A 25,580-nucleotide genomic window follows, 5' to 3' on the forward strand; every position below is an offset into this window, starting at 1 on the left:
GGGCGGGGGGGACTGGCTCATGCGGTCCCCTCCAGTGCGGCAAGGATCGAATTGCGCCGGGTCACCCAGAGCCCTGCCGCGCGCAGGGCCTGAAACCTGTCCCGCATCGCCTGTAGCGCGGCGGGGTTTTCACGTTGCAGAAAGGCGACCAGATCGTCGCGGCCCAGGGTGGCCTCGAAATAGAGATCGAACAGATGCGCGGGCACCACCTGTGCCAGATGCGCAAAGGCGGCCATGTGATCGAGCGTGGCGGCGATCTCGGCCCCGCCGCGAAACCCGTGGTTCATCATCGCGCTGGCCCAATGCGGATCGGCGGCGCGGGCGCGGGTGACGCGGGCGATTTCCTCTTGCAGGCTGCGCGCCTTGGGCTGGTCCAATTGCGTGGCATCCATGTGGTAAAGCGCCGGCGCCCTGGCCCCGAGCCGGGTCATCGCGGCGGCAAACCCGGCCTCATGGGCGGCGTAATCCGATGCCACCAGCACATCGGTTTCGGCCAGATCCTGAAGGTGGACAAAACTGTCTGCCCCCTGCAGGCGCTGCTCCAGCGCGGCGCGCGCCTCGGTGATGGCGCCTTTGGCGTCGATGGCGTGGGAGGAGGCGGCCAGCCAGGCCTCGCCCGCCGCCGCGCGCGCCTCATCCGAGTAGTCGTCCAGATGGGCCGTCATGTTGAGGCCGTAGAGGCCGGGCTTGGGGCCAAAGACACGCGGGGTGGTGGTCAGGTAAGGGTTGTCGGCGGGGTCTTCTTCGCGGTTGGCCAGCGCGGCAGCGGCCAGTTCGAACATCTGCGCCAGACCGGGGAAGACATCGCGAAACAGGCCCGACACCCGCAGCGTCACATCAATGCGGGGCCGGCCCAGCAGCGCCAGCGGGATCACCTCGAAGCCGGTGACCCGGCCCGTCCCCGCATCCCATTGCGGCGCGAGGCCGGCCAGATGCAGCGCCATGGCGAATTCCTCGCCCGCGGTGCGCATGGTGGCAGAGCCCCAGAGATCCACCACCAGCCCGCGCGGCCAGTCGCCATGGTCCTGAAGATGGCGGCGCAGCAGCTCTTCCGCCAGTTTGACCCCCTGCGCCTGCGCCGCCTGCGAGGGCACCGCGCGCGGATCGGTGGTAAAGAGGTTGCGCCCAGTGGGCATCACATCGGAGCGCCCGCGATAGGGAGAGCCGGAGGGGCCGGGGGCCACCAGCCGTCCCGCCAGCGCCTCCAGCAGCCCGCGCATCTCTGCGCCGCCATGCTCGCCGCTGCCAAAGACATGCAGCCCCTCGCCATACTGGCTTTCCTTGATGTCACAGACAAAACGGTCGATGCGGGTGATGGCCTCCGCCGCCGAGGCCGCCGCAGGGATGCCGAGGTCGTCTTCGACCCCGGTGCCCTGTGCCTCGGCACGGACATCGGCGATCAGCCGGTCGCGGCGGGCCGGGTCCAGCCCGTCGGCGGTGGAGTATTCGTCCAGCAGCGCCTCAAGCCGCCCCATGCCGGCCGGCAGGCTGGTCTGGGCCAGCGGCGGCGGCATATGGCCGAGGGTCACGGCGCCGATGCGGCGTTTCGCCTGCGCCGCCTCGCCGGGGTCGTTGACGATAAAGGGGTAGATCACCGGCAGCCTGCCGGTCAGCACCTCGGGCCAGCAGGCGGCGGACAGCGCCACCGCCTTGCCCGGCAGCCATTCCAGCGTGCCATGGGCGCCCATGTGGATCAGCGCATCAACCTGCTGCTGCAGCCAGAGATAGAAAGCCACATAGCCATGGCGCGGTGTGCGGTCGAGGTCGTGGTATTCGTCATCGCGCAGGCGCATGTCGCCGCGTTCCGGTTGCAGCGCGATCAGCCCGGAGCCGGAGCGCAGGGCGCGAAAGTGAAAGGCGCCATCGGTGACCGCGGGGTCGCGTTCTGGCGGCCCCCAGGCGGCGGCGAGGTCGTCGCGCAGGCTCTGCGGCAGATGTGCCAGCGCGGCAAGGTAGTCGGCCAGCGGCCAGCGCAGCGTCTGCTCTGACAGGCGCGCGCCCAGATCGGTGTCCGCCGCGACGTCATACCCGGCTGCCGCCAGGGCCGCCAGGGCCGCCTCGGTCGAGGCCAGCGCATCCAGGCCCACCGCATGGGCGAGGTTATAGTCGCGCCCCGGATAGGTCGACAGCACCAGCGCCAGACGTTTTTCGGCCGGGGCCAGCCGCGCCAGCCGCAGATGCGCCTCGACCCGGTTCAGCGCCGCCGTCACCCGGTCCGGGTCGGCCCGGTGCACAAAGCGGGAATATTGCAGGTCGGGATCGCGCCGGGTCGGCGATTTGAAGCTGACAACACCGGCAAAGAGCCGCCCGTCCACCTCTGGCAAGACCACATGCATGGCGAGATCGGCGGGCGACAGGCCGCGGTCGGCGAGGTCCCAATCCTTGCGCCGCGCCGTCGACAGTGCCACCTGAAACACCGGGCATCCGGTCAGGTTCAGCGGCGAGGGGCTGCCGTCGCCGCCCTGGGCGGAAAAGGCGGTGGCGTTGATAATCGCCGCGGGCGCGCGTGCGGGCAGCTCGGTGTGCAGCCATTGAACCGCGGCGGGCGCCTTGAGGCTGCTGGCAAAGGCGCCATATGCGCAGTAGCCGCGTTCGCGCAATTGGCGGATCAGCGCGTCGACCGGGGCCGTATCGGCCGAGGTCAGATAGGAGCGATAAAAACTCACCAATACCAGCGGTTTGTCCAGCGGCGGCAGCGTGGCCAGAACCCCGGAGCCAGGATCGTAATAGCCAAAATCGGGCACGGTTTTGGCGCCGATGACCGGCCCGGCATAGAGCCCCGCCGCCAGCGCCAATTGCGCCAGCGCCGCCTGCGCGGCCACCGCGCCCCCGGCATCGCAGAGCGCCTGAAGCCGACGCAGGGTGGAGACCGGCAGGGTCGACAGCGCGTCGAGACGGGCGTCTTCGCGGCCATCGGCGGGCAGGATCGCCAGGGCGATGCCCTTGCGCCGGGCGAGGTCCTGCAGCGTGGCAAGCCCGTAGGACCAATAGCTTTCACCGCCGATCAGCCGCACCAGCACGCCCTTTGCCCCCTCCAGCGTCTGTTCGGCATAGACATCGACCGAGAGCGGATGTTTCAGCGCCACCAGATTGGCCAGGCGGGTCGCGGGCAGCTTGCCGCCCGCACGGTGCCAGCCGGCCGCAAAAGCGCCCAGATCACTGTCGGAAAACGACAGCACCACCAGATCGCCGGGGGTCTGCCCGACGTCATAGGGGGTGTCTGTTTCTCCGAGCCCGTGGCTTTCGCGGAAGACGACGTGCATTGGGTTTAGGTCCGCTTCGTTCAAATCGGAGAGGGCGGCGTCCGACCCTGGGGGGGCGTAGCGCCCTCCCCGGGGGGAGGGTCGGGCGCAGCCCGGCGTGTCCGCCGGGCGGGACCTCATGGCGAGAGGTCAGCGCCCTTGGTTCTTTGGATCAGGCCCCGAGGTCGGCGTGGATGCCTGCGGCGTCGATGTTATCATGCTCGGCAATGACCACCAGCTGGGTCTTGCGCGGCTGCGCGCCCCAGGGTTGGTCGTATTGCGCGCGCAGGCGTTCGCCCACAGCCTGCACCAGCATCCGCATCGGTTTTCCTTCCACGGCCACATAGCCCTTTACCCGCAGGATGTTGCGGCTGCGGGCCATTTCGATGATCCGTTTTTGCAGGTCTTCGGGGTCGGCGACTTCGCCCATTTCGACCACAATGGAGTCAAAATCGTCATGTTCGTGATCGTGGTGACCGTCGTGGTGGCTGGGGCGGGCATCAAGGTCGTCTTCGGCGGCGGCTTCCAGCCCGAGGATGACGCGGGGGTCGATCACGCCTTCGGTCATCGGCAGGATCGGCAGCTTGCGCGGCGCTTCGGCCTCGATCACGGCGCGGGCTTTCTCGACACCGGCCGCGCCGGCCAGATCGGCCTTGGACAGCAGCACAATATCGGCGCAGGAGATCTGATCCTCGAACACTTCCGACAGGGGTGTTTCGTGGTCGATGCTGTCATCCGCCTCGCGCTGGGCCTGCACCGCGTTCAGATCGGGGGCGAACTGACCCTTGGCGACGGCCTCGGCATCGGCCAGCGCAATGACGCCATCGACGGTGATGCGCGAGCGGATCGCGGGCCAGTCAAAGGCCTTCAGCAGCGGTTTCGGCAGCGCCAGACCGGAGGTTTCAATAACGATATGCTCGGGCGGTTGCGGCAGCGCCATCAGGCTTTCGATGGTGGGAATGAAATCATCCGCGACGGTGCAGCAGATGCAGCCGTTGGCCAGCTCCATGATGTTTTCCGCCGGGCAATTGTCGTCGGCGCAGGATTTCAGGATATCGCCATCGACACCGGCGGTGCCGAATTCATTGACCACCACGGCCAGACGCTTGCCCTGCGGGTTCTGCATCAGGTGGCGGATCAGCGTGGTTTTGCCGGCGCCAAGAAAGCCGGTGATGACGGTAACGGGGATCTTGTTGAGCGTGCTCATGGGGAGGTCAGTCCTTTGCCGTGGGATCTGCGGAGAGGTCGACGCCCGGCATGTCCACGGGGGGAATGCGGGCGATGGATTGCTTGCGGAACACCACCGGGCGTTCGCGCCAGGGCACAAAGCCGTCCTCGGTGGCCGCATAGGCGGCGGCACCGGCGAGAATATCATCAAGATGCGTGTCGGGATCGAGGTCGCCGTAGACATAGCTCCAGCGCGCCGGCCCCCCCGCGAGATGCAGCGTGCAGCTGCGGGTGCAGGCCGAGAGGCATTCCACACCGCGCACCCGCACGCCTGAGGGCTGGTCGTCGCCGCTGGCGGCGAGGCGGTCGGCCAGGCGGTCGGCCAGAAGACGACCGGGGCGGGGGGCGTCCGGGTCGCTGCCTTCACGGCGGCAGGTGGTGCAGACGGTCAGCACGACCTCGTCTGCGGCTGGATTGCGGGGGATCCCCATGCGGCCTTGTCTCCTCCTTGCAGGGCGGGGTGGGGCAGGCCAGAAGGGGGCACGGAGCGCTCACGTCGAGGCACGGCCCTCAACCGGTCGCGGAACACCCCGTCCGCCGGTTCACGTCATCCGTTGGCAGGTCTCCCGGCTTGCGGATGCCAGAGCCAGGGGTGGCGCTGACGGTCTTCCCGCCTTCCCGGCCCATGCCCGGCGGCCTGAAGGCCTGGGCGGTGCCAGTGGCGTCTGGAGACCTCTCCGGTCACGGTCGCGGGGGCGGCTGTGCTTCGGGCCGATGGACGACCTGTATCACATTCCCTCTTCGCCCAAAGGACATGCCTTCGGGAACCAACAAAAACCCCTTGCGCCATGGCGGCACTCTTTGTCAAGACATGGGGCCAAACAGCAGGAGCGATGCGTTGAGCGACCAGACCCCCAAAACCGCCGAAAGCGACATTTCCGAAGAGGAAGCGGCGCGCCATGCCTCCAAGATGGCGAAGAAAAAAGCCGCCCGCGACCGGATGATGAAGACCAAGGACGGCGAGAAGGGGCTGATCATCGTGCACACCGGCCCCGGCAAGGGCAAATCCTCGTCGGGATTCGGCATGATCATGCGCTGTATCGCCCATGGCATGCCCTCGGCCGTGGTGCAGTTCATCAAGGGCGCCTGGCAGACCGGCGAACGCACGCTGATCGAGGAGAATTTCGCCGATCTGTGTCAGTTCTACGCGATGGGCGAGGGCTTTACCTGGGAAACGCAGGACAAGGCGCGGGATATCGCGGCGGCGCGGGCGGGCTGGGAAAAGGCCAAGGAGATGATCCTGGATCAGAAGAACACCATGGTGCTGCTGGACGAGATCAACATCGCGCTGCGCTATGAGTACCTCGACCTGCAGGAGGTGCTGGAGTTCCTGGTGGAGCACAAGCCACCGATGACCCATGTGGTACTGACCGGGCGCAACGCCAAGGAAGAGCTGATCGAGATTGCGGATTTGGTGACCGAGATGACCCAGGTGAAACACCCCTTCCGGGCTGGGATCAAGGCGCAGAAAGGGGTGGAATTCTGAACGCGGCGCTCTGCGGCCATCGGTGCTGAGAGGGGGGGGCGCTTTGCCGGGCCCAACGCTTTTGACGGGGCCGCCCGGCCCGGGCAAAAGGGGCGGGAGCCCCCCCGAGTGCCCAACCGCTGCCGGTTCGGATCTGCTTTGGGTGTCGGTGCTATTAGGGCAGCATTGCTGACCTAATGTTTCGCGCGCGAAACAAACCGTCAGCAATGCTGATACTTTTTATGGGCGTTGCCTGGAGGGCGCGCGCATAGACCTTGTCTGCCCGCAACACCGGTTAACCCGATTGAAACCTTATGGCGCGGCGGCGGCGCGGATATAGGCATCCACGGCTGCGGCCTCAGGTTCGGTCAGACGCAGGCCGAGCTTGGTGCGCCGCCACAGGTAGTCCTCGCCGGTGCGCACCCATTCCCGCGCGACCACCCAGTCCAGTTCGCGCGCGGTGATGGTGGCGCCGAAGGCCTGTCCCAGATCCTCCGCGCGCTTGGCGTTGCCCAGGACCTCCCAAGCTTCGGTGCCATAGGCGCGGATCAGGCGGCGCAGGGCGTAGGGAGACAGGAACGGATAGTCGGCGGCGAGTTTTTCGCGCAATGCCGGCACATCGCCGACGGCAAAGTCGCCACCGGGCAGGGCGACGCCTGCGGTCCAATCCTCGGGCAGGGACGGGAACACGCGAGTGATCTTGGCCAATGCGGCCTCTGCCAGTTTGCGATAGGTGGTGATCTTGCCACCAAAGACATTGAGCAACGGTGCCTGGCTCTGATCCAGCGTCAGCACATATTCCCGCGTTGCGGCCGAGGCGGAACTGGCCCCATCGTCATAGAGCGGACGCACGCCGGAATAGGTCCATACGATCTGCTCCCGCGTCACGGGGCAGTCGAAATAGGTTGAGGCAAAGGCCACGAGGTAGTCCTGTTCGGCCTCGGTGCAGACCGGTTTGGTGTCGGGATCGGCGTGATCCGCATCGGTGGTGCCAATGAGGGTGAAATCCTCCTCATAGGGGATTGCAAAGATGATGCGCCCGTCCTGGCCCTGAAAGAAATAGCAGCGGTCGTGATCGTAGAGCTTTGGCACCACGATATGGCTGCCGCGCACCAGGCGCACGGTTTCGCGGCTGTTCTGGCCCAGGGTGTCGCGCAGCAGGTCGGCGACCCAGGGCCCGCCGGCATTGACCAGCATCCGGGCGCGGTGCAGGCTCTCGACGCCGGTTTCCGTGTCGCGCAGATGCACCTGCCAATGGTCGGCGTGACGGGAGGCGCGGATGACTTCGGTCCGGGTCAGGATCCTGGCCCCGCGGGCGGCGGCATCGCGGGCGTTCAGCATCACGAGCCGGGCGTCCTCGACCCAGCAATCGGAATATTCAAACGCCTTTTTGAACTTGCTCTTCAACGGCTTGCCCGCCGGATCTGCGGTCAGATCCAGCGTCGCCGTGCCGGGCAGAATGCCGCGTTTGCCGAGGGTGTCATAGAGGAACAGCCCCAGACGGATCAGCCAATCGGGGCGGCGTCCCTTCATCCAGGGCATCACGGTGGTCAGCAGTTTCGAGGTCGGCGTGGTGTTGTCAAAGCGCATGTCGCGATGCATCGGCAAAACAAAGCGCATCGGCCAGGAGATATGCGGCATCGCCTTCAGCAGCACCTCGCGTTCGATCAGGGCCTCGCGTACCAGCCGGAATTCGAAATACTCCAGATACCGCAAACCACCGTGAAACAGTTTGGTCGAGGCAGAGGAGGTGGCGGAGGCCAGGTCGTTTTTCTCGGCCAGCACGACCGACAGGCCGCGGCCTGCCGCGTCGCGGGCTATGCCGCAGCCATTGATGCCACCGCCGATCACAAAAAGGTCGGTCATCGGGCTGTCGGGGTTTTGGTCAGTCATTTTCGCTGCTTTCGGTTTCAACCCGCCCCTCGGCCACGAGGATTCGGGTGCCCGCCCGGGCTGCGGCCTCGGCAAATTCTGCGGGCACAGGGCGGTCGGTTATCACAAGGTCCAGCTCGGCCAGGGCGCAGATGCGCACCGGGGCGGAGCGATCGAATTTGCTGCCGTCACAGATCAGAATTCGGGTACGGGCATTGCGCAACAAGGCCCGCGCGACCGAGACTTCGCGCGGGTCGTGGTCCAAAATGGCGCCATCCGCATCCATGGCCGAGGCGCCGATGACGGCATAGTCCAGTTTGTAGCGGTTGATGAACTCCACCGCTTCTTCGCCGACGATGGCGCCGTCGCTTTGCCGGATGCTGCCGCCGACCAGGATCAGATCCCGGGTCTCCATCTCCATCATCATATTGATAATATTGATGTTATTAGACAGAACGGTCAGCCCCTTGTGGCTGGAGAGCGCACGGGCCACCTGTTCGGTAGAGGTGCCGATATTGAGCGCGAGCGAGCAGTTTTCGGGCAGCACCTCGGCGGCGATGGCGGCCATCGCGCGTTTGCCCGATGCATTCAGGCTGCGCCGTTCGGCATAGCCGCGATTGGCGGCGGAGGCGATGCGCACCGCACCACCATGCACCCGGCTGAGCTGGCCACGCCCGGAGAGGTCCCGCAGATCGGTACGCACGGTCTGCAAAGAGACTCCAAAGCGCCGCGCGAGATCCTCGACCTCGACACGGTCCTGCTGGTTGAGCAGGGTCAGGATTTCGTTTTGGCGGTCGTTTGCGTCCATATGCTTTCCTTTTCAGGGGATCACATAGGGTATTCCCTGCGTTTTGTCACGTCGTGTTTTCGTTTGACGCGCAGGCGGCACCAAAAGGAAACCCCCGCGCCGGGGAGGCGCGGCGGGAGGCGCGGCGGGGGCTGGGGCCGGGATGGTCCGTGGTGTTTGCGGGGAGTGCAGGGGCTAGGCGAGAGGGATCAGGTGATTGTCCCAGGCCAGCGGCGCGGTGGTCAGGGGCACGACCTGTGCGCCAGTCTGCGCCCCGATCCGCGCGACGGTGCCAGTGCCGGTGCTGGCGAGAAAGCCGCCGGGCGTGGTGGCAAGGCCGCAGACATCGGCCAGGCGATGTTCGACGATCAGCGCGCCGCTGTCACAGGCCATCACGTGCACCACACCACCGCGCGGCGAGGTGACGGCGACCTGGGTCGCATCGCCGGAAAAGGCGATCGAGCCGCCATAGCCATCGAGGTTGCGCAGGCGGGGGTCCCCTTCGGCCATCAACCGGGGCGACCGACCGGGATGATGCAGCCCGACAATCGGCACATCGGCCCCGACATCGCCCTGCCACTGCATCGCAAATCCGACAGTGCCATCAGGGCGCACAGCGATATGGCGGATCGAGTTCTTGTGCAGGTCGCGTGGCAATTCCATCTGCTCTTCGATCTCGCCGGCAAGGCTGAGGTAGCTGAGGTTGGGGCGCATGAACGGAATGTTGAGTTTGGCGCGGCCGCTGTCCGGGTGGGTTTCGATGCCCCCATTGGCGACCACCAGCCCGGCGGCGTCTCGGCGCAGGCGGATTTCATGCGGGCCGATGCCGCCGGAGGAGACCTGTCCGATGCGGCGATAGTCGCGGGCGTCCCAGATGCCGATGATTCCGTCGCCGCTTTCGTAGGCGTTTTCCGTGGTGAACATTCGGGTGCCATCGGGGGTGAAAACCCCGTGGCCGTAAAAGTGATGCCCCTGCGGCGGTGACAGCCGGGCCAATTGGGCGCCGCTGCGGCAGTCGATGACATCGGCAAACCGGCCCGGGCGGCGGGCGAAGGCAACCGCCTCGGGACGGCTGGGGTGGGCGCTGGCAGCGTGGCCGCGGTCCGGCAAAGGGTGGCGAAACAGCACTGCACCCGTTGCCGAGAGACCGGCAATCACAAAGAGCCCCAATTCGTCTCGCCCGGCCGATAAAAAGGCTGGGGCGCCGGCATCGGCCCAGGTCGCTTTGGGCGCGAGGCTTCCGGCCATCAACCCGGCGAGGAATTTACGTCTGGAGTGCATGTTCAGTCCTTCCCCCGGCGATCAATCGCCATCCAGCGCGTTAAATCCGGCCTCCACCCCGAGGCTGGGGCCAATTTTGGTGGCAGCGATGGTTTTGATGTCGTGCACGTCCTGTTGCAGCGCCTCGATGCGAAACCGCTGTTGCGGGTCGGTGACCCCGGCAAAGATCGGATCGTCCGAGAGCGCCTCTGCGTGGCGGTCGGCCTTGTCAAAGGCGCCCGCCAATTGCGCCTGCAGGGCGGGATCCCCGGCGGTGAGCAGTCGGGCCAGGTCACGCAGCGCGGCCAATTGGATCTGGACGTGACGCAGCGACCGGCCGGAGCGATAGGCCTCGGCGCGGTTGGGGCGGGGCTGTTCAAAGGTGCCAAGCGGGCGACCCAGCCGCATGTCGGCGAGGATCTCCAGCCCGGTGGTGAGCGCCTTGAACAGTTCCTGATGCACTTCGGTGTCGGTGCGATAGCGGGGATTGGCCTGTTGGTCCGGGCGTTGCAGCGCGGCGGCGAAGTCGTCTTGCCAATCGGTCAGGATGGCCGCGGCATTGGCCGAAAGATCGCCGCTGACGGCGCGGATCAGGGCGCAGCGATAGGCGGCCGTGCCGAGATCGGCATAATCGGGATCATGCAATAGGTATTCCAGCGTGTAAAATCCGCGCACCGCGATGGAGGCGGTGGCGAATTCCGTCGCCGTTTCCACCACCGGGTCGCGGTCCAGCAGGAGGCTGCGCAGCGCCTTGGGTGTTTTGGAACGGCTGTCGGGCCAGAAAGCAATGGCAAAGGCCCGGTTGTCGACCTCGCTGGGGCCAAATCGCAGATGGCTGGCCGCGACCCAGGCGTCAAAGGCGCGGCCCCAGGCCTCCTCCAGAACCGGGGAGGTGGGGGCGCAGTCCTGTTGGGCAACCTCTGCAAAAGCCGCCGTTTCCTGCGCAAGGCGGGTGTAGGTCGGCAGAATGTGGTGATCGACGACCCGATCCGTCAGCGCATCGGCGCCTGCGGTGGCAGCACAGGCCAGACCAAAACACAAAGCGGCGGCGAAAGGGGCAATGGGGCGCATCAGAGGGACTCCAGGAAGGTGATAAGGGCGGCGCGATCCTCGGGCGGCAGGGCGACGATGTGATCGCGGGCGGGCTGGGCCTCGCCACCGTGCCAGAGGATCGCCTCCAGCAGCGTGCGGGCGCGACCGTCATGCAGGAAAGTGGCCTTGTCGGAGACCTGCTGCGCAAGGCCAATCCCCCAGAGCGGCGCGGTGCGCCATTCACGCCCCGTTGCGCGGCCTTCGGGGCGATGATCGGCGAGGTCCTCGCCCATGTCGTGCAGCAGCAGGTCGGAATAGGGCCAGATCAGTTGAAAGCTCTGTTCGGCGCGGTCCAGCAGGCGGTGGGTGACGAACTTGGGCCGGTGGCAGTCGGCGCAGCCTGCGGTGTAGAAAACCGCCTTGCCCCGCAGCACCTCCGGGGCGCTGACGTCGCGGCGGGCAGGGACGGCGATGTTGCGGCTGTAGAAGGTGATCAGGTCCATATTGGGCTGATCTATTTCGGTGCCGCGCTTGTCCTTGTCGCCATGGCGCGCGGCGCGGCAGGCGGTCTGGTGCGGGGTGCAGTCACCGAAGGGGTGCGCAAACAGGGGTGTCGAGATGCCGATGTCCCCGGACAGGGCGGCGGCGGATTGTTCGTGGATCGTAGCGGTGCCGGCCTTGAGGCCAAACCGGCCCAGCAGGATCTGCTGGAATTCGGTCGACCAGACCAGATTGGCGCGGCCGGAAATCCCGTCGCCATCGGCGTCGTCCGGGTCCGCAAGCGCCAGAATGTCGGCGGCGGGGATCGCCTCCAGCAGGCCCAGGCCGATCATCGGCGGGGCCACGCGGGCAGAAAGCATCGCCGCCGGATCGAGCGGGCCGTATCTCAGCTCGGCCGGGCGGAAGCGGGGGCGGCGCAGGCTGACCTGTTCGCCGCCGTTCAGGGGGATGATGTCTTCGGTGAAGGTGACCTCAAGCCGGTATTCCGCATCCACCCCCGGCGCGGAGAAATCCTGCATCTGCCAGCCGTAGACCGGGTCCGGTGCGGTGCCGATATAGTCCGGGATCGCGGCCATTTCCGGCGGGACAGGCCCGGGCACCGAAAGGCGCAGGAAGGTGGAGGCAGAGCGATAGTCCGGTCCGTCCGGCAAGTGGCCGCGCCCGTCGCGGATGTGGCAGCGCTGGCAGGAGCGGGCGTTGTAGATCGGCCCGAGCCCATCTGACGCCAGGGTGGACGCCGGGGCAAAGACCCAGAGCTTGTCGAACAGCGCCTCGCCCAGGTGGAATTCAAGCCCTTGTTCAAAGGTCAGGTTCCCCGAGGCGGCGCTATAGGCCTCGCGGTCGCTGCGGGGCGGCACGGTGGCGGCGCCTGCGGGATTGTCCTCGAAGGGTTCGGCGCTGTCGAACTGGCCCGTGGGAGCGGTCACACGGGCCACGCGGGCGGCCTCGTCCCGGCTGCGCGGCAGGCTGGAGAGATGTGGTTCTGCCAGACCGGGGGGGATGTCGGCGGCAAAAAGCGGGGTGGCCAACCCCAGAATGGCGGCCAACCCCAGATGCCTGGCGGGCTTATTCAGCCTCGTCCATCTTGGACGCGTTGAGGTGGGCGTAGTTCTCGGCGCCAACGCGGTCGTGCAGTTCAAGCTGGGTCTCCAGGAAATCGATATGGCCCTCTTCGTCGGCCAGAAGCTCCTTGAAGAGATCCATGGTGACGTAATCGCCTGAGGACCTACAGTATTCCGATGCTTCCTTGTAGAGGGCGCGGGCCTCTTCCTCGGCCGCCAGATCACATTCCAGTGTTTCCTTGGGCGATTGGCCGATGCGCAGCGGGTCGAGCGTCTGGAGATTGGGATGACCCTCAAGGAAGATGATGCGATCCATCAGTTTGTCCGCATGCTGCATCTCTTCGATGCTTTCCTCGCGGCTTTTCTTGGCCATGTGGCCAAGGCCCCAGTCGTCCTGCAGGCGGTAGTGCAGCCAATACTGGCTGATCGCGGTCAACTCGCTCCTAAGTGCTTTGTTGAGATACTCGATGACTTTGGGGTCGCCCTTCATAATCGCTCTCCGAAGAAATGGCTGTGCGTAGGTTCTGCAGATGTGCAGGTACACTCACCTTAGCGTTAGAGCGCATGGTGTCCAGAAAGAGCGACATACAGCCGCCACAATCGGCCTTTTTGCCGAGGGCGCGGTAAATTTTTCCAGGCGTGATAATGGTTTGCTGGTCAGAAGCCCGCATCCAGTCGATCGCGGCATGGATGTCGCTATCGGAGATTCTCGTGCAGTGGCAAATGATCATGACCGGTCACCGATCCTTAGAGATTCTATAGGCTACTTGCTTGCCTTCAGTATCTGACTAAAAGACTATGTTTGCAAGTCAAAAAGCGGAGTGAAATAGTCAGGAAGGCGTGAGGCGGCAGGCAACAACCGCAAGATCCCTCCCCTCGGCGCCTTATTCCAAGCTGGGGGAGATGAAAAAGGAGCCGCATCCGCGATGCGACTCCTCATCGGTTTCGGGGACTTAATTTGTGTTTATTCGAAAACCGCCGTGGGGTTGTCGAGCGAGTCGGAACCTTCAATCGCGACACCGTCCAGGTCGAGCGCGCTCACGACGCGTTCGATAGAGCGGGTCTGATCCACCAGCGCTTCGACACCGCCCATGACCAGTGCTTCACCGGCTGCGTTGCCTTGTTCCAGCATCTGGTCGTAGGAGAAGCCCGCCTCGGCTGCGGTTTTGATCCGGCCGAGTTTCAGCATGGTGGTGGCCAGCTTGCCGGTCAGTTCTGCGTTCAGATCCGCATCGGCGGCGGCGACCAGATCGGCGAGGGCCGGACCGGAGACCAGTTCGCCATTCACCCGCACATATTCGCCGAGATAGACGTTCTGCACGCCGAGCCCGTCGAAATAGTGGCTGTTGTGGGTGTTGTCGGAAAAGCAATCGTGCTCTTCCTCGGGGTCGTTCAGCATCAGGCCAAGGCGCATCCGCTCGCCCGCGGTTTCGCCATAGGACAGGGAGCCCATGCCGGTCAGCATGGCGGTGATGCCGGCGTTTTCATCCGACAGCAGGGTGTCGCGTGCCTCGCCATCGCTGCCCCATTGCGCGGTGATCCATTCCAGATCGGAGACCAGCAGGTCGGCGGCGGCCTTCAGATAGGCGCCCCGACGGTCGCAATTGCCGTTGGTGCACGCGTCGCCCGCCGCGTAATCGGTCCAGGGGCGATTGCCTGCGCCATGTTCGGTGCCGTTCAGATCCTGACCCCAGAGCAGGAATTCGATGGCGTGATAGCCGGTGGCCACGTTGGATTCGACACCTTCGGCCTCGTGCAGCGCGCCTTCGAGCAGCGCGGGCGTGATGTCGGAAGCGTCGATGTTCTCGCCCGAGAGGGTGAAGGCCGGGTTGGCCACGACATTCAGCGCAGCGGCGGCGTTTTCGTCGGTGGCCCCGCCATAGGACGCGTCAACATAGTCGATCAGCCCCTCGTCCAGCGGCCAGGCGTTCACCTTGCCTTCCCAATCGTCCACGATGGCATTGCCGAACCGAAAAACTTCGGATTGCTGATAGGGCACCCGTGCTGCCAGCCACGCGTCCTTGGCCGCCTGCAGGGCCTCGGCCGAGGGGGTGGCGATCAGCGCCTCGATTGCCGCCTGAAGCGTCTTGGCGGTGATCAGGCTGTCTTCGTATTTGGCTTCGGCGATATTGGCGTAGGTGGTCAGAACCTCCGCCTTGGAAGCTGCGAAAGCGGCCGGTGTGCCTACGGTCAAAGCCGCGATTGCGGCACCGGTGAGAAACGGCGTTTTCATAGGTAGTATCCTCGTTGGACTTTGGAAAATTGCGGCAAATCGCCAGGGGGTGATCGGTTACTTGGTCAGAATCAGCTTGCCCGCGCGGGTGATGCGCAGCGAATAGATCTGTCCATTCAAAAGGATGCGGGCCTGGACGCCACCACGGGTGAGGTCCTCGGCGTGATAGGTCGGATAGGTTTCAGGTTGCGTTGCGGCAGCCATGTCTTCTTGGGAGATCGGTTTCAGATTTGTCATCGAGCGCGCCTCTGTCTCTGCTCTGCATTGTCAAACAGCCACTCAAGGCAGAAACCCGTCTGTGGGGAGGTCTCGCACAGGGCGCTGGACCACAGGTCGACACGGGCCAGCCGATCACCCTCACAAGGAGTGTGCAGGTCGGGGTCCGGTGCGGGGACAGCAGGAGAGGAGCCAGAGAGGGTCAACATGGAGCAATAGCAATGTTCGGGTTGTCGGCTGGCCTGCGGTCGGACAGGTTGGCTGGATCTTCTTATACCTGATTTATTTGGTCAGATAAGTCAATCCGATAATTTTACTCGGAATTGATCGGCAGGCCTTTTGGCGCGGCGGGCAGTGTTCGGGGTCCGTGCGATAGCCCTGCGGGACCCGTGCGGGACCCGGTGGTCTTTGGTCCAGCGACCAATGCGTCCACCACGACGCATCAAGGCCGCCCGGTGTGGGGCGGCCTTGATGTCTGTTGTCATCCTGTGGCGCGATCAGTCCTTGCGGACACCGGCAAAGCGGGCCTGCCACTCTTCGCGCTGCTCGTCGGTGATCTTGGCAAAGAGCACTTCCGGCACGGTAAAGCTGTGACCGGCAGGCAGCGCGGACAGGGCGGCGGTGATGTCTTCGGGCCAGCTGCGGTCGTCGGTGCCGAGGGCCGCAAAAAGACCCTCCGCAGCCGTCGGAATGAACGGGGCCGACAGAACGGCATAAAGCCGGATCAGGTTGAGGCCGAGACGGACCTGGGCTGCGGCCTGCTCCGGGTCTTGCTTGAACACCGACCAGGGTGCGGCGGATTGAAGGTATTCATTGCCCGCCACCCAGATCGCGCGGAGTTCCTGCGCCGATTTGCGCACGTCCATCGCCTCCATGTGGCGCTCATAGGCGCCGACCCGGGTTGTCAGCTCTTCGATGAGCGCCTGTTCCCGAGCGCCCCACGCGCCACCTGCGGGCACCTCTTCGCCGAATTTGGAGCGGCAGAATTTGGTGATGCGGGAGACGAAGTTGCCCAGCACATCCGCCAGATCCTTGTTCACGGATTGCTGGAAATTCTCCCAGGTGAATTCGGAATCAGAACTTTCCGGGGCGTGCGACAACAGCCACCAGCGCCAGTAATCGGCCGGCAGCAGCTCCAGCGCCTGGTCCATAAAGACGCCGCGCCCCTGGCTGGTGGAGAATTGGCCACCGTCATAGTTCAGGTAGTTGAAGGACTTCAGGTGATCGACCATTTTCCACGGTTCGCCCGATCCAAGGATGGTCGCCGGGAAGGAGAGGGTGTGGAAGGGGACGTTGTCCTTGCCCATGAACTGCACATAACGCACGTCGTCAGCGCCCATGTCGGTGCGCCACCAGCGCTGCCAGGCCTCGTCACCCAAGCCCTGTGCCGCGGCCCATTCGCCGGCTGCGGCGATATATTCGATGGGGGCGTCGAACCAGACGTAGAAGACCTTGCCCTCCATGCCGGGCCAGTCCTTGTCGCCGTTCTTGACCGGCACCCCCCAGTCGAGATCGCGGGTGATGCCACGGTCCTGCAGGCCGTCGCCATCATGCAGCCATTTCTTTGCAATCGAGGTGGTCAGGATCGGCCAGTCCTGTTTGCTGTCGATCCACTGGTCGAGCTGGTCACGCAGGGCAGATTGACGCAGGAACAGGTGCTTGGTCTCGCGCACTTCCAGATCGGTGGAGCCGGAGATCGCCGAGCGCGGGTTGATCAGATCGGTCGGGTCGAGCTGCTTGGTGCATTCCTCGCACTGGTCGCCGCGCGCCTTGTCAAAGCCGCAGTTGGGGCAGGTGCCCTCGATATAGCGATCCGGCAGGAAGCGGCCATCGGCGTTGGAATAGACCTGTTTTTCCGACACTTCGGAGATCAGGCCGGCCTCGGCCAGCTTGCCCGCGAAATGCTGGGTCAGCGCGTGGTTCTGCGGGCTGGACGAGCGCCCGTAGTGGTCAAACGACAGGCCAAACCGGTTGGCGATATCGGTCTGCACCCCGTGCATTTCGGCACAATAGTCCGCGACCGGTTTGCCGGCCTTGGCGGCGGCCAGTTCGGCGGGGGTGCCATGTTCGTCGGTGGCGCAGAGGAACAGCACCTCATTGCCGCGACCCCGGTTGTAACGGGCATAAAGATCCGCAGGCAGCTGGCTGCCCACGAGATTGCCGAGGTGCTTGATCCCGTTGATGTAGGGAAGTGCCGAGGTGATGAGAATTCGGGCCATATCGTCCATCCACGTCGCTTGTCTGGCTGCCCGTCTATCGCATGCGGCAGGGCGCGAAAACCCCATGTTATGAGGCGGCGCGAAGAAACTGATGAAATGGCTTCATCCGGGTTGTGCGGGCGGGGTGTCGCGGGGACGGCGCTATTGCCGGCCCTCGCGCGCGCGTTTCAGCATCTTGCCAATGGTGAAGGAGGTGCGCGGCGCATAGACGTAGCGGGTGCGTTCCTCGGGCGCGGCGCGGGCCCGCATCCGGGCAAGACCAAAGAGGATCAACCCCAGGTGCCCAACCGCAATGAAGACAAACAGCGCCCCCGGACCGAAGGCTTCGATCAGGACGGAGGCGACCAGCGGGGCCGCGATGGCACCGGTGGCGTAAAAGAACATCAAGGCGGCCGAGAGTTCGACACGTTCCTCCGAGGTGGCGAAATCATTGGCATGAGCGGCGGAGACGGAAAAGATCGGCACCGTGGTCAGGCCAAAGAAGATGGCAGAGCCCATGATTGCAACGGTGCCGCCGCCGCTGGCAGGAAGGGTGACGGCGCAGGCGATCATGGACACCGTCGAGAGCCAGATCAGCACCCAGCGGCGGTCGAACTTGTCCGCCAGCCAGCCGACCGGGTATTGCGCCAATGCCCCGCCCAGAACAAAGGCCGCGAGGAAGAAGGCGATCTGATCCACCACAAGGCCGACGCCCTGACCGTAGATGGGGCCGACCATCCGAAAGGAGGCCGAGCTGAGCGCGGAGACGATCACCCCCGCCACGCCGAGTGGTGAGCAGCGCCAGGCCAGTCCGGGTCGCAAGCGGGGCGCGGCGGGCAGTTTCGGCTGGCTGGCGCGCGACATCATCAGCGGCAAAAGCGTCGCGCAGCACATGATCGCCAGAAGATTGTAGGAAATATAGGAGGCCGGCGGGAGCACCGCGATCAACAGCTGTGCGGCAAAAGAGGCGCCGGTATCCGCGATCCGGTAGATGCCGGAGGTACGACCGCGATTTTCATTGGTGACCTTGGCATTGATCCAGGCCTCGATCACCGTGTAGCAGCCCGCGACACAGAGCCCCGAGGCGATCCGCATCGCCGCCCAGGCATAGGGGTTCTCGGTCAGGGTGTGGCCCAGCAGCCCCATCGCCCCAAGCGCGGTGCAGACCGCAAAGGCGCGCGAGTGACCGACCCGGCCCATCAGCCGGGGGGTCCACCAGCATCCGATAAAGAACCCGACGAAATGCGCCGACCCCAACAGGCCGATCTGGCGGTTGTCAAACCCCAGCGCGGCGCCAGAGAGCGCGTCCAGCGGCCCCACGCCCCCGGTCGAGAGCTGCAGCATGATGACGGACAGAAAGAGGGCGGTAAAGGAAAGAAGCGTGCGCATGTCAGGGCCGACCATAGGCAAACATCAGGGGCTTGCAGTAGTCTTTTCGACGTTAAATGTCGTTTCGTGACCGCGGCGCGGCGTGTCCATCGGATTTCCGGGGACACACCGCGTGGCGCGCAGCCCGCTCTGCAGCCGACTATACCGAGGGCTGCGGCCCGTCGCGCCTACCAGCGGTAGGGGGTCACGGGACCGCGCGCTTCGATCCAGGCATCCAGCCCGCCGCGCAGGCAATGGACGTTTTGCAGGCCCATTTCGGCGGCCAGTCGGGTGCTCAGAGTTGAGCGCCAGCCATTGTCGCAATAGAAAACGAACATGGCGTCCTTGGCGAAGATGTCGCGGGCAAAGGGGCTGTCCTGGTCCAGCCAGAATTCAAGCAATCCGCGCGGGCAGGAATGGGCGCCGGGAATGACGCCGGTTTTTTGCAATTCGCGAAAAACGCGAAGGTCAACGAATTCAGCCTCTTTGCTTTCATAAAGCGCCAAGAGATCCTCGACCGAGAGAAAAGAAATCTGTGCTGCGGCCTCGTCCACGAGGTCCTTACAGCTTTTCTTCGAGATAAACGTCATGCTTTTGTGTCTCCTGCAACCGATCAACCCGGAATTGTGCACCAACGAACCAAGCCAATATGACAGCGCATATTGGTTTCAGATGTCGTTATATCAGCCGATAGTTAATCAGGCGTATGCGCATCAGGCGGGTCCCGCTTGCAATGGTGGCCCGAGGGGCTAGGGTCCGCCCGAGCATGACACGAGGAGATCGCGCAATGAAAATGAACCGGCTTGGCCGCACGGAAATGAGGGTATCAGAGCTGTGCCTGGGGACCATGACCTTTGGCACCCAGACCTCTGAAGCGGATGCACATTCTCAGATCGACATGGCGCTGGCGGCAGGGATCAACTTTGTTGATACGGCGGAAATGTACCCTGTGAACCCGGTGCGGGCCGAGACCATGGGGCGCAGCGAAGCCTATATCGGCAGCTGGAACGAAAAGACCGGGCGGCGGCGGGACTATATTCTGGCGACGAAACATTCCGGCGAAGGGTCGGTTGCGCGCGACGGGGCGATGATCTCCAGCGCCACAATTGCCCCTACCATCGAGGCCTCGCTGCGGCGGCTGAAGACCGACTATATTGATTTGTACCAGTTTCACTGGCCAAATCGCGGCAGCTATATGTTCCGTAAGAACTGGACCTACGACCCGACCACGTCGCCGCAATCCAAAGCAGAGGTGCTGGCTGATATGGAGGATTGTCTGGGCGCGTTGCAGCGCGAGGTGGATCGCGGCACCATTCGCGCCTTCGGCCTGTCGAACGAGAGCGCCTGGGGCACCGCGCAATGGCTGCGGCTGTCCGAGGCGGGCAAGGGGCCACGGGTGGCCTCGATCCAGAACGAATATTCGCTGTTGTGCCGTCTCTACGACACTGACCTCGCAGAGCTGAGCCATTTTGAGGACGTCGGCCTGTTGTCCTTCTCCCCGCTGGCCGCCGGGTTTTTGACCGGCAAGTATCAGAACGGGGCGGTGCCCGAGGGGTCGCGCAAGTCCATCGTTGCCGAGATGGGCGGCCGTCAGTCGGCCCATGTCGAGGCCGCGGTCGCGGCCTATCTCGACATCGCAGCAGAGCACGATCTGGACCCGGTTCACATGGCGCTGGCCTGGTGCAAGACGCGTCCCTTCATGGCCTCGGCCATCTTTGGAGCCACGACAGTGGATCAGCTGGCGCATCTGCTGAAGGGCGTTGATCTGGTGCTGAGCGACGCGGTTCTGGCGTCGATTGACCGGGCACACCGCGCCCATCCGATGCCCTATTGATCTGACAGATCCAGGTGCGGCCGGGGCAGATTATGTCTGCGCATCCCGGCTGCGCCGCAAAAGCCCGGGGCCTGGCCAGGAGGACGGGCTGCGGCTGGCCTGGCCCCGTCATAGGGCGCGAGTCATGGGACGCTGGTGGCTGAGGGCGTGCGTCGGCTCGGGGCGCGGCTACTCGGGAGCGTCTTCGAAAAATTCGGCATTCTCGTCGCGGATCTGACCCAGAATTCGCAAAATGCGCAGGAGATGCGCGCGCATCAGATCGCGGGCGCGGGTCTCGTCCTTGGCTGCCAGCGCATCGCGGATGCCGATATGTTCGTTCAGCGCAATATCAAGGCTGAAGGGCAGTGACAGGAACCGCACACGATCCACATGCGCCTTGTTGCCCCGGATCAGTTCCCAGACATGCGCCCGGCCGATAATTTCGCAAATGGTGCGGTGAAACCGATCATCCCAGATGTGAAAGGCGGCGCCGTCTTTTTGCTGCACGGCCTGCTGCTGACGGGCGATGACCTCGTCAATCTGCGCCAGACCGGCATCGTCCATTTTCTGGATCGCCTCGCTGACACAGGCCAGTTCCAGCGCCAAGCGAACGAAAGCGGCCTGCTCGACGGCTTCGACCGAGATCTTGGTGATCAGCGTTGCCCGCTGCGGCCGGATCAGGAGAAACCCGAGCTTGGAGAGCCGGAAAAAGGCGTCGCGCACAGGCTGGCGCGAGATCTCCATTTGTTTCGCAATTTCGATCTCCGACACTTTGGTGCCGGGGGGCAGCTCGAAAGAGACGATTGCCTCGTATAGCGCCTCGAAAGCCTGGTCCGTCGTGGTCGTCGGAGCAGATGGATTTGTCGCCAAGGACAAGGTCGCCATTTGAGAATTCCTCGAAAACAGATCGTCGTCGCATAGCAGTATCTCATCCTTGGGCGCAACTAATCAACTAGCATATTAGTTTGACAGACCTGCTGGACTGGCATATTAGTATGTCAAATTACGTGAATGCTGAGGACTCCCATGCCGCTGCCGAATCAAGATCGTCTTTTCCCGGTCGAGCCGAACCTGCGCGGCCTTGCGCGGGCGCTGTACGAATCGGTTGAGGCGCTGCCGATCATCAGCCCGCATGGGCATTGCGATCCGCGTTGGTTTGCGCAAAACGAGCGGTTCCCGAACCCGGCCGAATTGTTCGTGATCCCCGATCACTATGTATTCCGGATGCTGGTGTCGCAGGGGGTCCGGTTGGAGGATCTCGGCGTCCCGCGCGAGGACGGCGGCGCGGTGGAGCGCGATCCACGGGCCATCTGGCGCCGGTTCGCGGCGCATCAGAAGCTGTTCCGGGCGACTCCTTCGGCGATGTGGCTGGCCCATTCCTTTGACCAGGTCTTTGGTCTGACGGAGCCCCTGACCGAAGCCAACGCCGATGAGTTCTACGACCGCATCGACACCATGCTGGGGCAGCCGGACTTCCGGCCGCGTGCGTTGTTTGACCGGTTCGGGATCGAAGTGCTCGCCACCACCGAAAGCGCGCTGGATGATCTGGCCTGGCATCGCCAGATCGCCGAGAGCGGCTGGCAGGGGCGGGTCATCACCACCTATCGCCCGGACGCGGTCGTCGATCCCGAGTTCGAAGGGTTTGCCGCCAATATTGCCCAGCTTGGTGCCCTGACCGGAGAGGACACGGGCACCTGGCAGGGGTATCTTGCGGCGCATCGGGCGCGGCGTGCGTTCTTCCGCGACCATGGGGCAACCGCAACCGACCACGGGCACCCGTCGGCGCGGACGATGGATCTGCCGCAGGCGGATGCGGCCGCACTCTACCAGAAGATCCTGACGCAGGGGGCGACGGCGGCAGAGGCGGAGGCGTTCCGGGGCCAGATGCTGACCGAGATGGCGCGGATGAGCGTCGAGGACGGCATGGTCATGCAGATCCATCCGGGGTCGCGGCGCAATCATCACGCAGGTGTCTTTGCCCGGCACGGGCGCGACAAGGGGTTCGATATTCCGGGGCGCACCGATTATGTGTCAGACCTGCAGCCGTTGCTGGATGCAGTCGGCATGGAGCCGGGGCTGACGATCATTCTCTTTACCCTCGACGAGACCGCCTATGGGCGCGAGCTGGCCCCCCTCGCTGGCGTGTACCCGGCGCTGAAGCTGGGACCGCCCTGGTGGTTCTTTGACAGCTACGAGGGCATCCAGCGGTACCGCGAAACGGTCACCGAAACCGCAGGGTTCTACAATACGGCCGGGTTCAACGATGACACCCGCGCCTTCTGTTCGATCCCCGCCCGGCATGATGTCGCCCGGCGGTCGGATTGCAGCTATCTCGCCAATTTGGTCGGCACTGGCCGGCTCTCTGAAAGCGAGGCACTCGAGGTCGCTCATGACCTCACATATCGACTGGCAAAGGACGCTTACCGTCTGTGACAGTCATTTTTCTGGGAGGAGAAAACTTATGAAACTGGTGACTACGAGCCTTGCGGCTCTTGTCGTTGCGTCCGGTGCGGCGCAGGCCTGTGAAATCACGCTGCGGTCGTCGGACACACATCCCGAAGGATACCCGACGGTTGTTGCCGTCGAAGCCATGGGCGAGATGCTGGAAGAGCGTTCTGATGGCCGGATCTGTGTCGAGGTTTTTCACTCGGCTCAGCTGGGTGAGGAAAAGGACACCATCGAGCAGACTCAACTGGGGGTGATCGACCTGAACCGGGTCTCGCTTGGGCCCTTCAATAACATCATCGAGGAAACCAAGGTCTTCTCTCTGCCCTATATATTCCGCTCGACCGACCACATGCACGCGGTGGTCGACGGTGAGGTCGGCGCGGATATTCTTGCTGAATTCTCGAACCATGATCTGGTCGGACTGGCCTATTTCGATGGCGGTTCGCGGTCCTTTTACAACAGCAAGAAGCCGATCACCTCTGTTGCAGACATCGAAGGGCTGAAGTTCCGCGTGATGCAGTCCGACGTGTTTGTGGACATGGTCGACGCGCTGGGCGGCAACGCCACGCCGCTGCCCTATGGCGAGGTCTATTCCTCGATCCAGACCGGTGTGATCGACGGGGCCGAGAACAACTGGCCGTCGTTCGAAAGCTCGGGTCACTATGAGGTTGCGGGCTATTACACGCTCGACCAGCACCTGATCGTGCCCGAAGTTCTGGTGATGTCGAAAACCAAAATGGAAAGCCTCAGCGCCGAAGATCAGGCCCTGATCCGTCAAGCTGCCAAAGACGCAGTGCCGGTCATGCGGGACCTTTGGGCCAAGCGTGAGAAAGCCTCTGAAGAAAAGGTACGCGCCGCCGGTGTGGAGATCGTCGATGATATCGACAAGACCCCTTTCATCGACGCGATGGACGTTGTCTACGAAAAGCATGTCACCTCTGACAAGCTGAAGGATCTCGTCACGCGCATCCGCGCCGTCGAATAAAACATGACGGGTCATCCGGCATGCGTGCCGGATGACCCAATGTCTTGAGAGGCGGGCGACGTGAGAAAATTTGTAGAGAAATTGTCCGCCGTGCTGGATCACGTGGCGGATCTATCCATTCGCATAGCCGGTATCGGCTTGTTCCTGATGACTGTGTTCATCGCCTGGCAGGTTTTTGGCCGGTTTGTGCTGAACGACACGCCGACCTGGACCGAAACCAGTTCGATCCTGATCATGGGCTGGTTCCTGCTGCTCGGCGCTGCGGCCGGCATTCGGGAGGGCAACCATCTCAGTTTTGATGTGGTGCTGTTTCTTGTCAACGACAAAGCCAAGAGCGTGGCCTTCACCATATCCGATTTCGTGGTCATCGCCTTTGGAATGGGGATGGTGGTGTACGGGTTGCAGCTGGCACTGAAAACCTGGCCGACAACCATTCCCAATCTTGGAATTTCAGGTGGCGTCGCCTTTCTGGCGCTGATTACAGGCGGGGCGCTTCTGGTGATCTATTCCGTTGAACGACTTTTGCGCCGTGCGGTCGGGCTGCCGACCACCCGGTTCTCTGACAAACTGGCGGAGGCCGACTGATATGGAACTTCTTGTCCTGTTCGGGACCTTCACCTTCTTGCTGCTCATCGGCACGCCAGTGGCGTTCTGCCTGGGGGCGTCGTCCTTTGCGACCATCGCCTTTATCGGCCTGCCGCCTGTCGTGGTCTTTCAGCGGCTGAACTCCGGCATTTCTGTCTTTGCGCTGATGGCGATCCCCTTTTTCATCTATGCGGGCGAGCTGATGGTGCGGGGGGATATCGCCCGACGGCTGGTTGCGTTGGCGGGCGGCATCGTTGGCCACCTGCGCGGCGGTCTGGGTCAGGTGAATATCTCGGCGTCGGTGTTGTTTGGCGGGATCTCCGGGTCGGCCGCTGCAGATGCGACGGCCATCGGGGGCATCATGATCCCGCAGATGGCAGAGCGCGGCTATGGCCGGGATTATGCGGTCAGCGTGACTGTGATGTCCTCCATCATCGCGCTGATGCTGCCGCCCTCGCATAACCTGATCATCTATTCGATCTCTGCCGGCGGGCGGCTGTCGATTGCCGATCTCTTTACCGCCGGGATCATTCCGGGACTGGTGCTGGCGATGTCGCTGATGCTGGTGGCCTGGTGGATCGCCCGTCGGCGCGGTTACCCGACCGAGCGGTTCCCCGGTTTTGGTGTCCTGGCGGGGCTGCTCATCAACGCGGTGCCGGGGCTGATCCTGGTCGCAATCATCTTTGGCGGCGTGCGCTCTGGCATCTTCACCGCCTCCGAAAGCTCTTGTATCGCGGTGGTCTATGCGATCCTGGTGACCATCTTTGCCTATCGGACGCTAAGCTGGACCGCCTTTGTCGAGGCGACCCTGAATGCGGTGCGGACCTCGTCGATGGTGCTGTTGGTGATCGGTAGCGCGGCGGCCTTTGGCTGGTTGCTGGCCTATATGCGGGTGCCAACGGCGCTGGTCGAGGCCCTGAAGGATGTGTCGGACAATCCGATCATCATCCTGCTGATGCTGAACGTGGTGCTGCTGTTGCTTGGCACCTTCATGGATATGTCGCCGCTGATCGTCATCACCACGCCGATCTTTTTGCCCGTGGCCACCGCCTATGGTGTTGATCCCGTGCATTTCGGCATTATCCTGATCCTGAACTTGGGCATCGGCCTGTGTACGCCGCCAGTGGGGGCTGTGCTCTTTGTCGGCTGTGCCGTGGGGCGGGTGTCTGTCGGTCAGGCGATGCGTTCGATCGTGCCCTTCTACATTGCTGCTGTCGCGACACTGATGCTGGTCACCTATATGCCTGCCCTGTCGCTCTGGCTGCCTTCCCTGTTCCATTGAGGTGA

Annotated in this window: 22 protein-coding genes and 1 riboswitch; of the genes, 6 read left to right on the forward strand and 16 right to left on the reverse strand. The window is 63.9% G+C overall.

What is annotated here, in order from left to right; translation table 11 throughout:
* Positions 1–17: 17 nt before the first annotated feature.
* The 3 genes from cobN to TRIHO_RS15120 form a co-directional block, all read right to left on the reverse strand.
* Positions 18–3,263, reverse strand: a complete 3,246-nt coding sequence (gene cobN, locus TRIHO_RS15110) for a cobaltochelatase subunit CobN (RefSeq protein WP_068245445.1) — start codon at positions 3,261–3,263, stop codon at positions 18–20.
* Between the two features lie 151 nt (positions 3,264–3,414).
* Positions 3,415–4,449, reverse strand: coding sequence for a cobalamin biosynthesis protein CobW (cobW, locus tag TRIHO_RS15115; RefSeq protein WP_068245447.1), 1,035 nt, complete (start codon positions 4,447–4,449; stop codon positions 3,415–3,417).
* Between the two features lie 7 nt (positions 4,450–4,456).
* The gene (locus tag TRIHO_RS15120; RefSeq protein ID WP_068245455.1) at positions 4,457–4,900 is read right to left on the reverse strand and encodes a DUF1636 family protein; all 444 of its coding nucleotides are present in this window, start codon (positions 4,898–4,900) and stop codon (positions 4,457–4,459) included.
* Positions 4,901–5,008: 108 nt separating this feature from the next.
* A riboswitch (cobalamin riboswitch) is annotated at positions 5,009–5,256 on the reverse strand.
* Between the two features lie 24 nt (positions 5,257–5,280).
* Here TRIHO_RS15120 and cobO point away from each other — a divergent pair.
* Positions 5,281–5,955, forward strand: coding sequence for a cob(I)yrinic acid a,c-diamide adenosyltransferase (gene cobO / locus TRIHO_RS15125; RefSeq protein WP_068245644.1), 675 nt, complete (start codon positions 5,281–5,283; stop codon positions 5,953–5,955).
* Positions 5,956–6,246: 291 nt separating this feature from the next.
* On the opposite strand, the gene glpD is transcribed toward cobO, so the two are convergent.
* From glpD to TRIHO_RS15180, 12 genes are all read right to left on the reverse strand, one after another.
* Positions 6,247–7,827: a glycerol-3-phosphate dehydrogenase gene (gene glpD / locus TRIHO_RS15130; RefSeq protein WP_068245456.1), complete on the reverse strand. Its 1,581-nt coding sequence runs from the start codon at positions 7,825–7,827 to the stop codon at positions 6,247–6,249.
* On the reverse strand, positions 7,820–8,614 hold the full coding sequence (locus tag TRIHO_RS15135; protein WP_068245457.1) for a DeoR/GlpR family DNA-binding transcription regulator: 795 nt from the start codon (positions 8,612–8,614) through the stop codon (positions 7,820–7,822). Before TRIHO_RS15135 ends, glpD begins: the two co-directional genes overlap by 8 nt.
* Before the next feature lie 174 nt (positions 8,615–8,788).
* Positions 8,789–9,874 (reverse strand): DUF1513 domain-containing protein, encoded by a 1,086-nt coding sequence (locus TRIHO_RS15140; RefSeq protein WP_068245460.1) that lies wholly within the window; start codon positions 9,872–9,874, stop codon positions 8,789–8,791.
* 21 nt (positions 9,875–9,895) lie between these two features.
* The gene (locus TRIHO_RS15145; RefSeq protein ID WP_068245463.1) at positions 9,896–10,924 is read right to left on the reverse strand and encodes an imelysin family protein; all 1,029 of its coding nucleotides are present in this window, start codon (positions 10,922–10,924) and stop codon (positions 9,896–9,898) included.
* Positions 10,924–12,438, reverse strand: a complete 1,515-nt coding sequence (locus tag TRIHO_RS15150) for a di-heme oxidoreductase family protein (protein WP_068245646.1) — start codon at positions 12,436–12,438, stop codon at positions 10,924–10,926. The genes TRIHO_RS15145 and TRIHO_RS15150 overlap by 1 nt, the downstream gene beginning before the upstream one ends.
* Before the next feature lie 13 nt (positions 12,439–12,451).
* Positions 12,452–12,937: a bacterioferritin gene (bfr, locus tag TRIHO_RS15155; protein WP_068245466.1), complete on the reverse strand. Its 486-nt coding sequence runs from the start codon at positions 12,935–12,937 to the stop codon at positions 12,452–12,454.
* On the reverse strand, positions 12,891–13,178 hold the full coding sequence (locus TRIHO_RS23330) for a (2Fe-2S)-binding protein (protein ID WP_082705157.1): 288 nt from the start codon (positions 13,176–13,178) through the stop codon (positions 12,891–12,893). The genes bfr and TRIHO_RS23330 overlap by 47 nt, the downstream gene beginning before the upstream one ends.
* Before the next feature lie 233 nt (positions 13,179–13,411).
* Positions 13,412–14,680, reverse strand: coding sequence for an imelysin family protein (locus TRIHO_RS15160; RefSeq protein WP_068245469.1), 1,269 nt, complete (start codon positions 14,678–14,680; stop codon positions 13,412–13,414).
* 57 nt (positions 14,681–14,737) lie between these two features.
* Positions 14,738–14,884 carry a hemin uptake protein HemP gene (hemP, locus tag TRIHO_RS15165; protein WP_232367805.1) on the reverse strand — a complete coding sequence of 49 codons (147 nt, stop codon included), beginning with the start codon at positions 14,882–14,884 and terminating at the stop codon, positions 14,738–14,740.
* Between the two features lie 509 nt (positions 14,885–15,393).
* Positions 15,394–17,115 carry a methionine--tRNA ligase gene (gene metG / locus TRIHO_RS15170; RefSeq protein WP_068245647.1) on the reverse strand — a complete coding sequence of 574 codons (1,722 nt, stop codon included), beginning with the start codon at positions 17,113–17,115 and terminating at the stop codon, positions 15,394–15,396.
* Between the two features lie 141 nt (positions 17,116–17,256).
* Positions 17,257–18,483, reverse strand: coding sequence for an MFS transporter (locus TRIHO_RS15175; RefSeq protein WP_068245648.1), 1,227 nt, complete (start codon positions 18,481–18,483; stop codon positions 17,257–17,259).
* A 167-nt stretch (positions 18,484–18,650) separates the two neighbouring features.
* On the reverse strand, positions 18,651–19,052 hold the full coding sequence (locus tag TRIHO_RS15180; RefSeq protein ID WP_068245474.1) for a rhodanese-like domain-containing protein: 402 nt from the start codon (positions 19,050–19,052) through the stop codon (positions 18,651–18,653).
* 197 nt (positions 19,053–19,249) lie between these two features.
* Here TRIHO_RS15180 and TRIHO_RS15185 point away from each other — a divergent pair, with 197 nt between their 5' ends.
* Positions 19,250–20,296 (forward strand): aldo/keto reductase, encoded by a 1,047-nt coding sequence (locus TRIHO_RS15185; RefSeq protein ID WP_068245475.1) that lies wholly within the window; start codon positions 19,250–19,252, stop codon positions 20,294–20,296.
* A gap of 168 nt (positions 20,297–20,464) precedes the next feature.
* Here TRIHO_RS15185 and TRIHO_RS15190 read toward each other — a convergent pair whose 3' ends face one another.
* The gene (locus TRIHO_RS15190; RefSeq protein ID WP_068245476.1) at positions 20,465–21,160 is read right to left on the reverse strand and encodes a GntR family transcriptional regulator; all 696 of its coding nucleotides are present in this window, start codon (positions 21,158–21,160) and stop codon (positions 20,465–20,467) included.
* 141 nt (positions 21,161–21,301) lie between these two features.
* On the opposite strand from TRIHO_RS15190, the gene uxaC reads away from it, so the two are divergent.
* From uxaC to TRIHO_RS15210, 4 genes are read left to right on the forward strand one after another with little or no spacing between them, the layout of a single operon-like run.
* A complete protein-coding gene (gene uxaC, locus TRIHO_RS15195; RefSeq protein WP_068245477.1) occupies positions 21,302–22,708 on the forward strand; it encodes a glucuronate isomerase in 1,407 nt (468 codons plus the stop codon).
* Between the two features lie 28 nt (positions 22,709–22,736).
* The gene (locus TRIHO_RS15200; protein ID WP_068245480.1) at positions 22,737–23,708 is read left to right on the forward strand and encodes a TRAP transporter substrate-binding protein; all 972 of its coding nucleotides are present in this window, start codon (positions 22,737–22,739) and stop codon (positions 23,706–23,708) included.
* Positions 23,709–23,768: 60 nt separating this feature from the next.
* A complete protein-coding gene (locus TRIHO_RS15205; RefSeq protein WP_068245482.1) occupies positions 23,769–24,293 on the forward strand; it encodes a TRAP transporter small permease in 525 nt (174 codons plus the stop codon).
* Between the two features lies 1 nt (position 24,294).
* The gene (locus TRIHO_RS15210) at positions 24,295–25,575 is read left to right on the forward strand and encodes a TRAP transporter large permease (RefSeq protein WP_068245485.1); all 1,281 of its coding nucleotides are present in this window, start codon (positions 24,295–24,297) and stop codon (positions 25,573–25,575) included.
* Positions 25,576–25,580 lie beyond the last annotated feature (5 nt).

This window comes from Tritonibacter horizontis (assembly GCF_001518015.1).
GTDB classification, from domain to species: Bacteria; Pseudomonadota; Alphaproteobacteria; order Rhodobacterales; family Rhodobacteraceae; genus Epibacterium; species Epibacterium horizontis.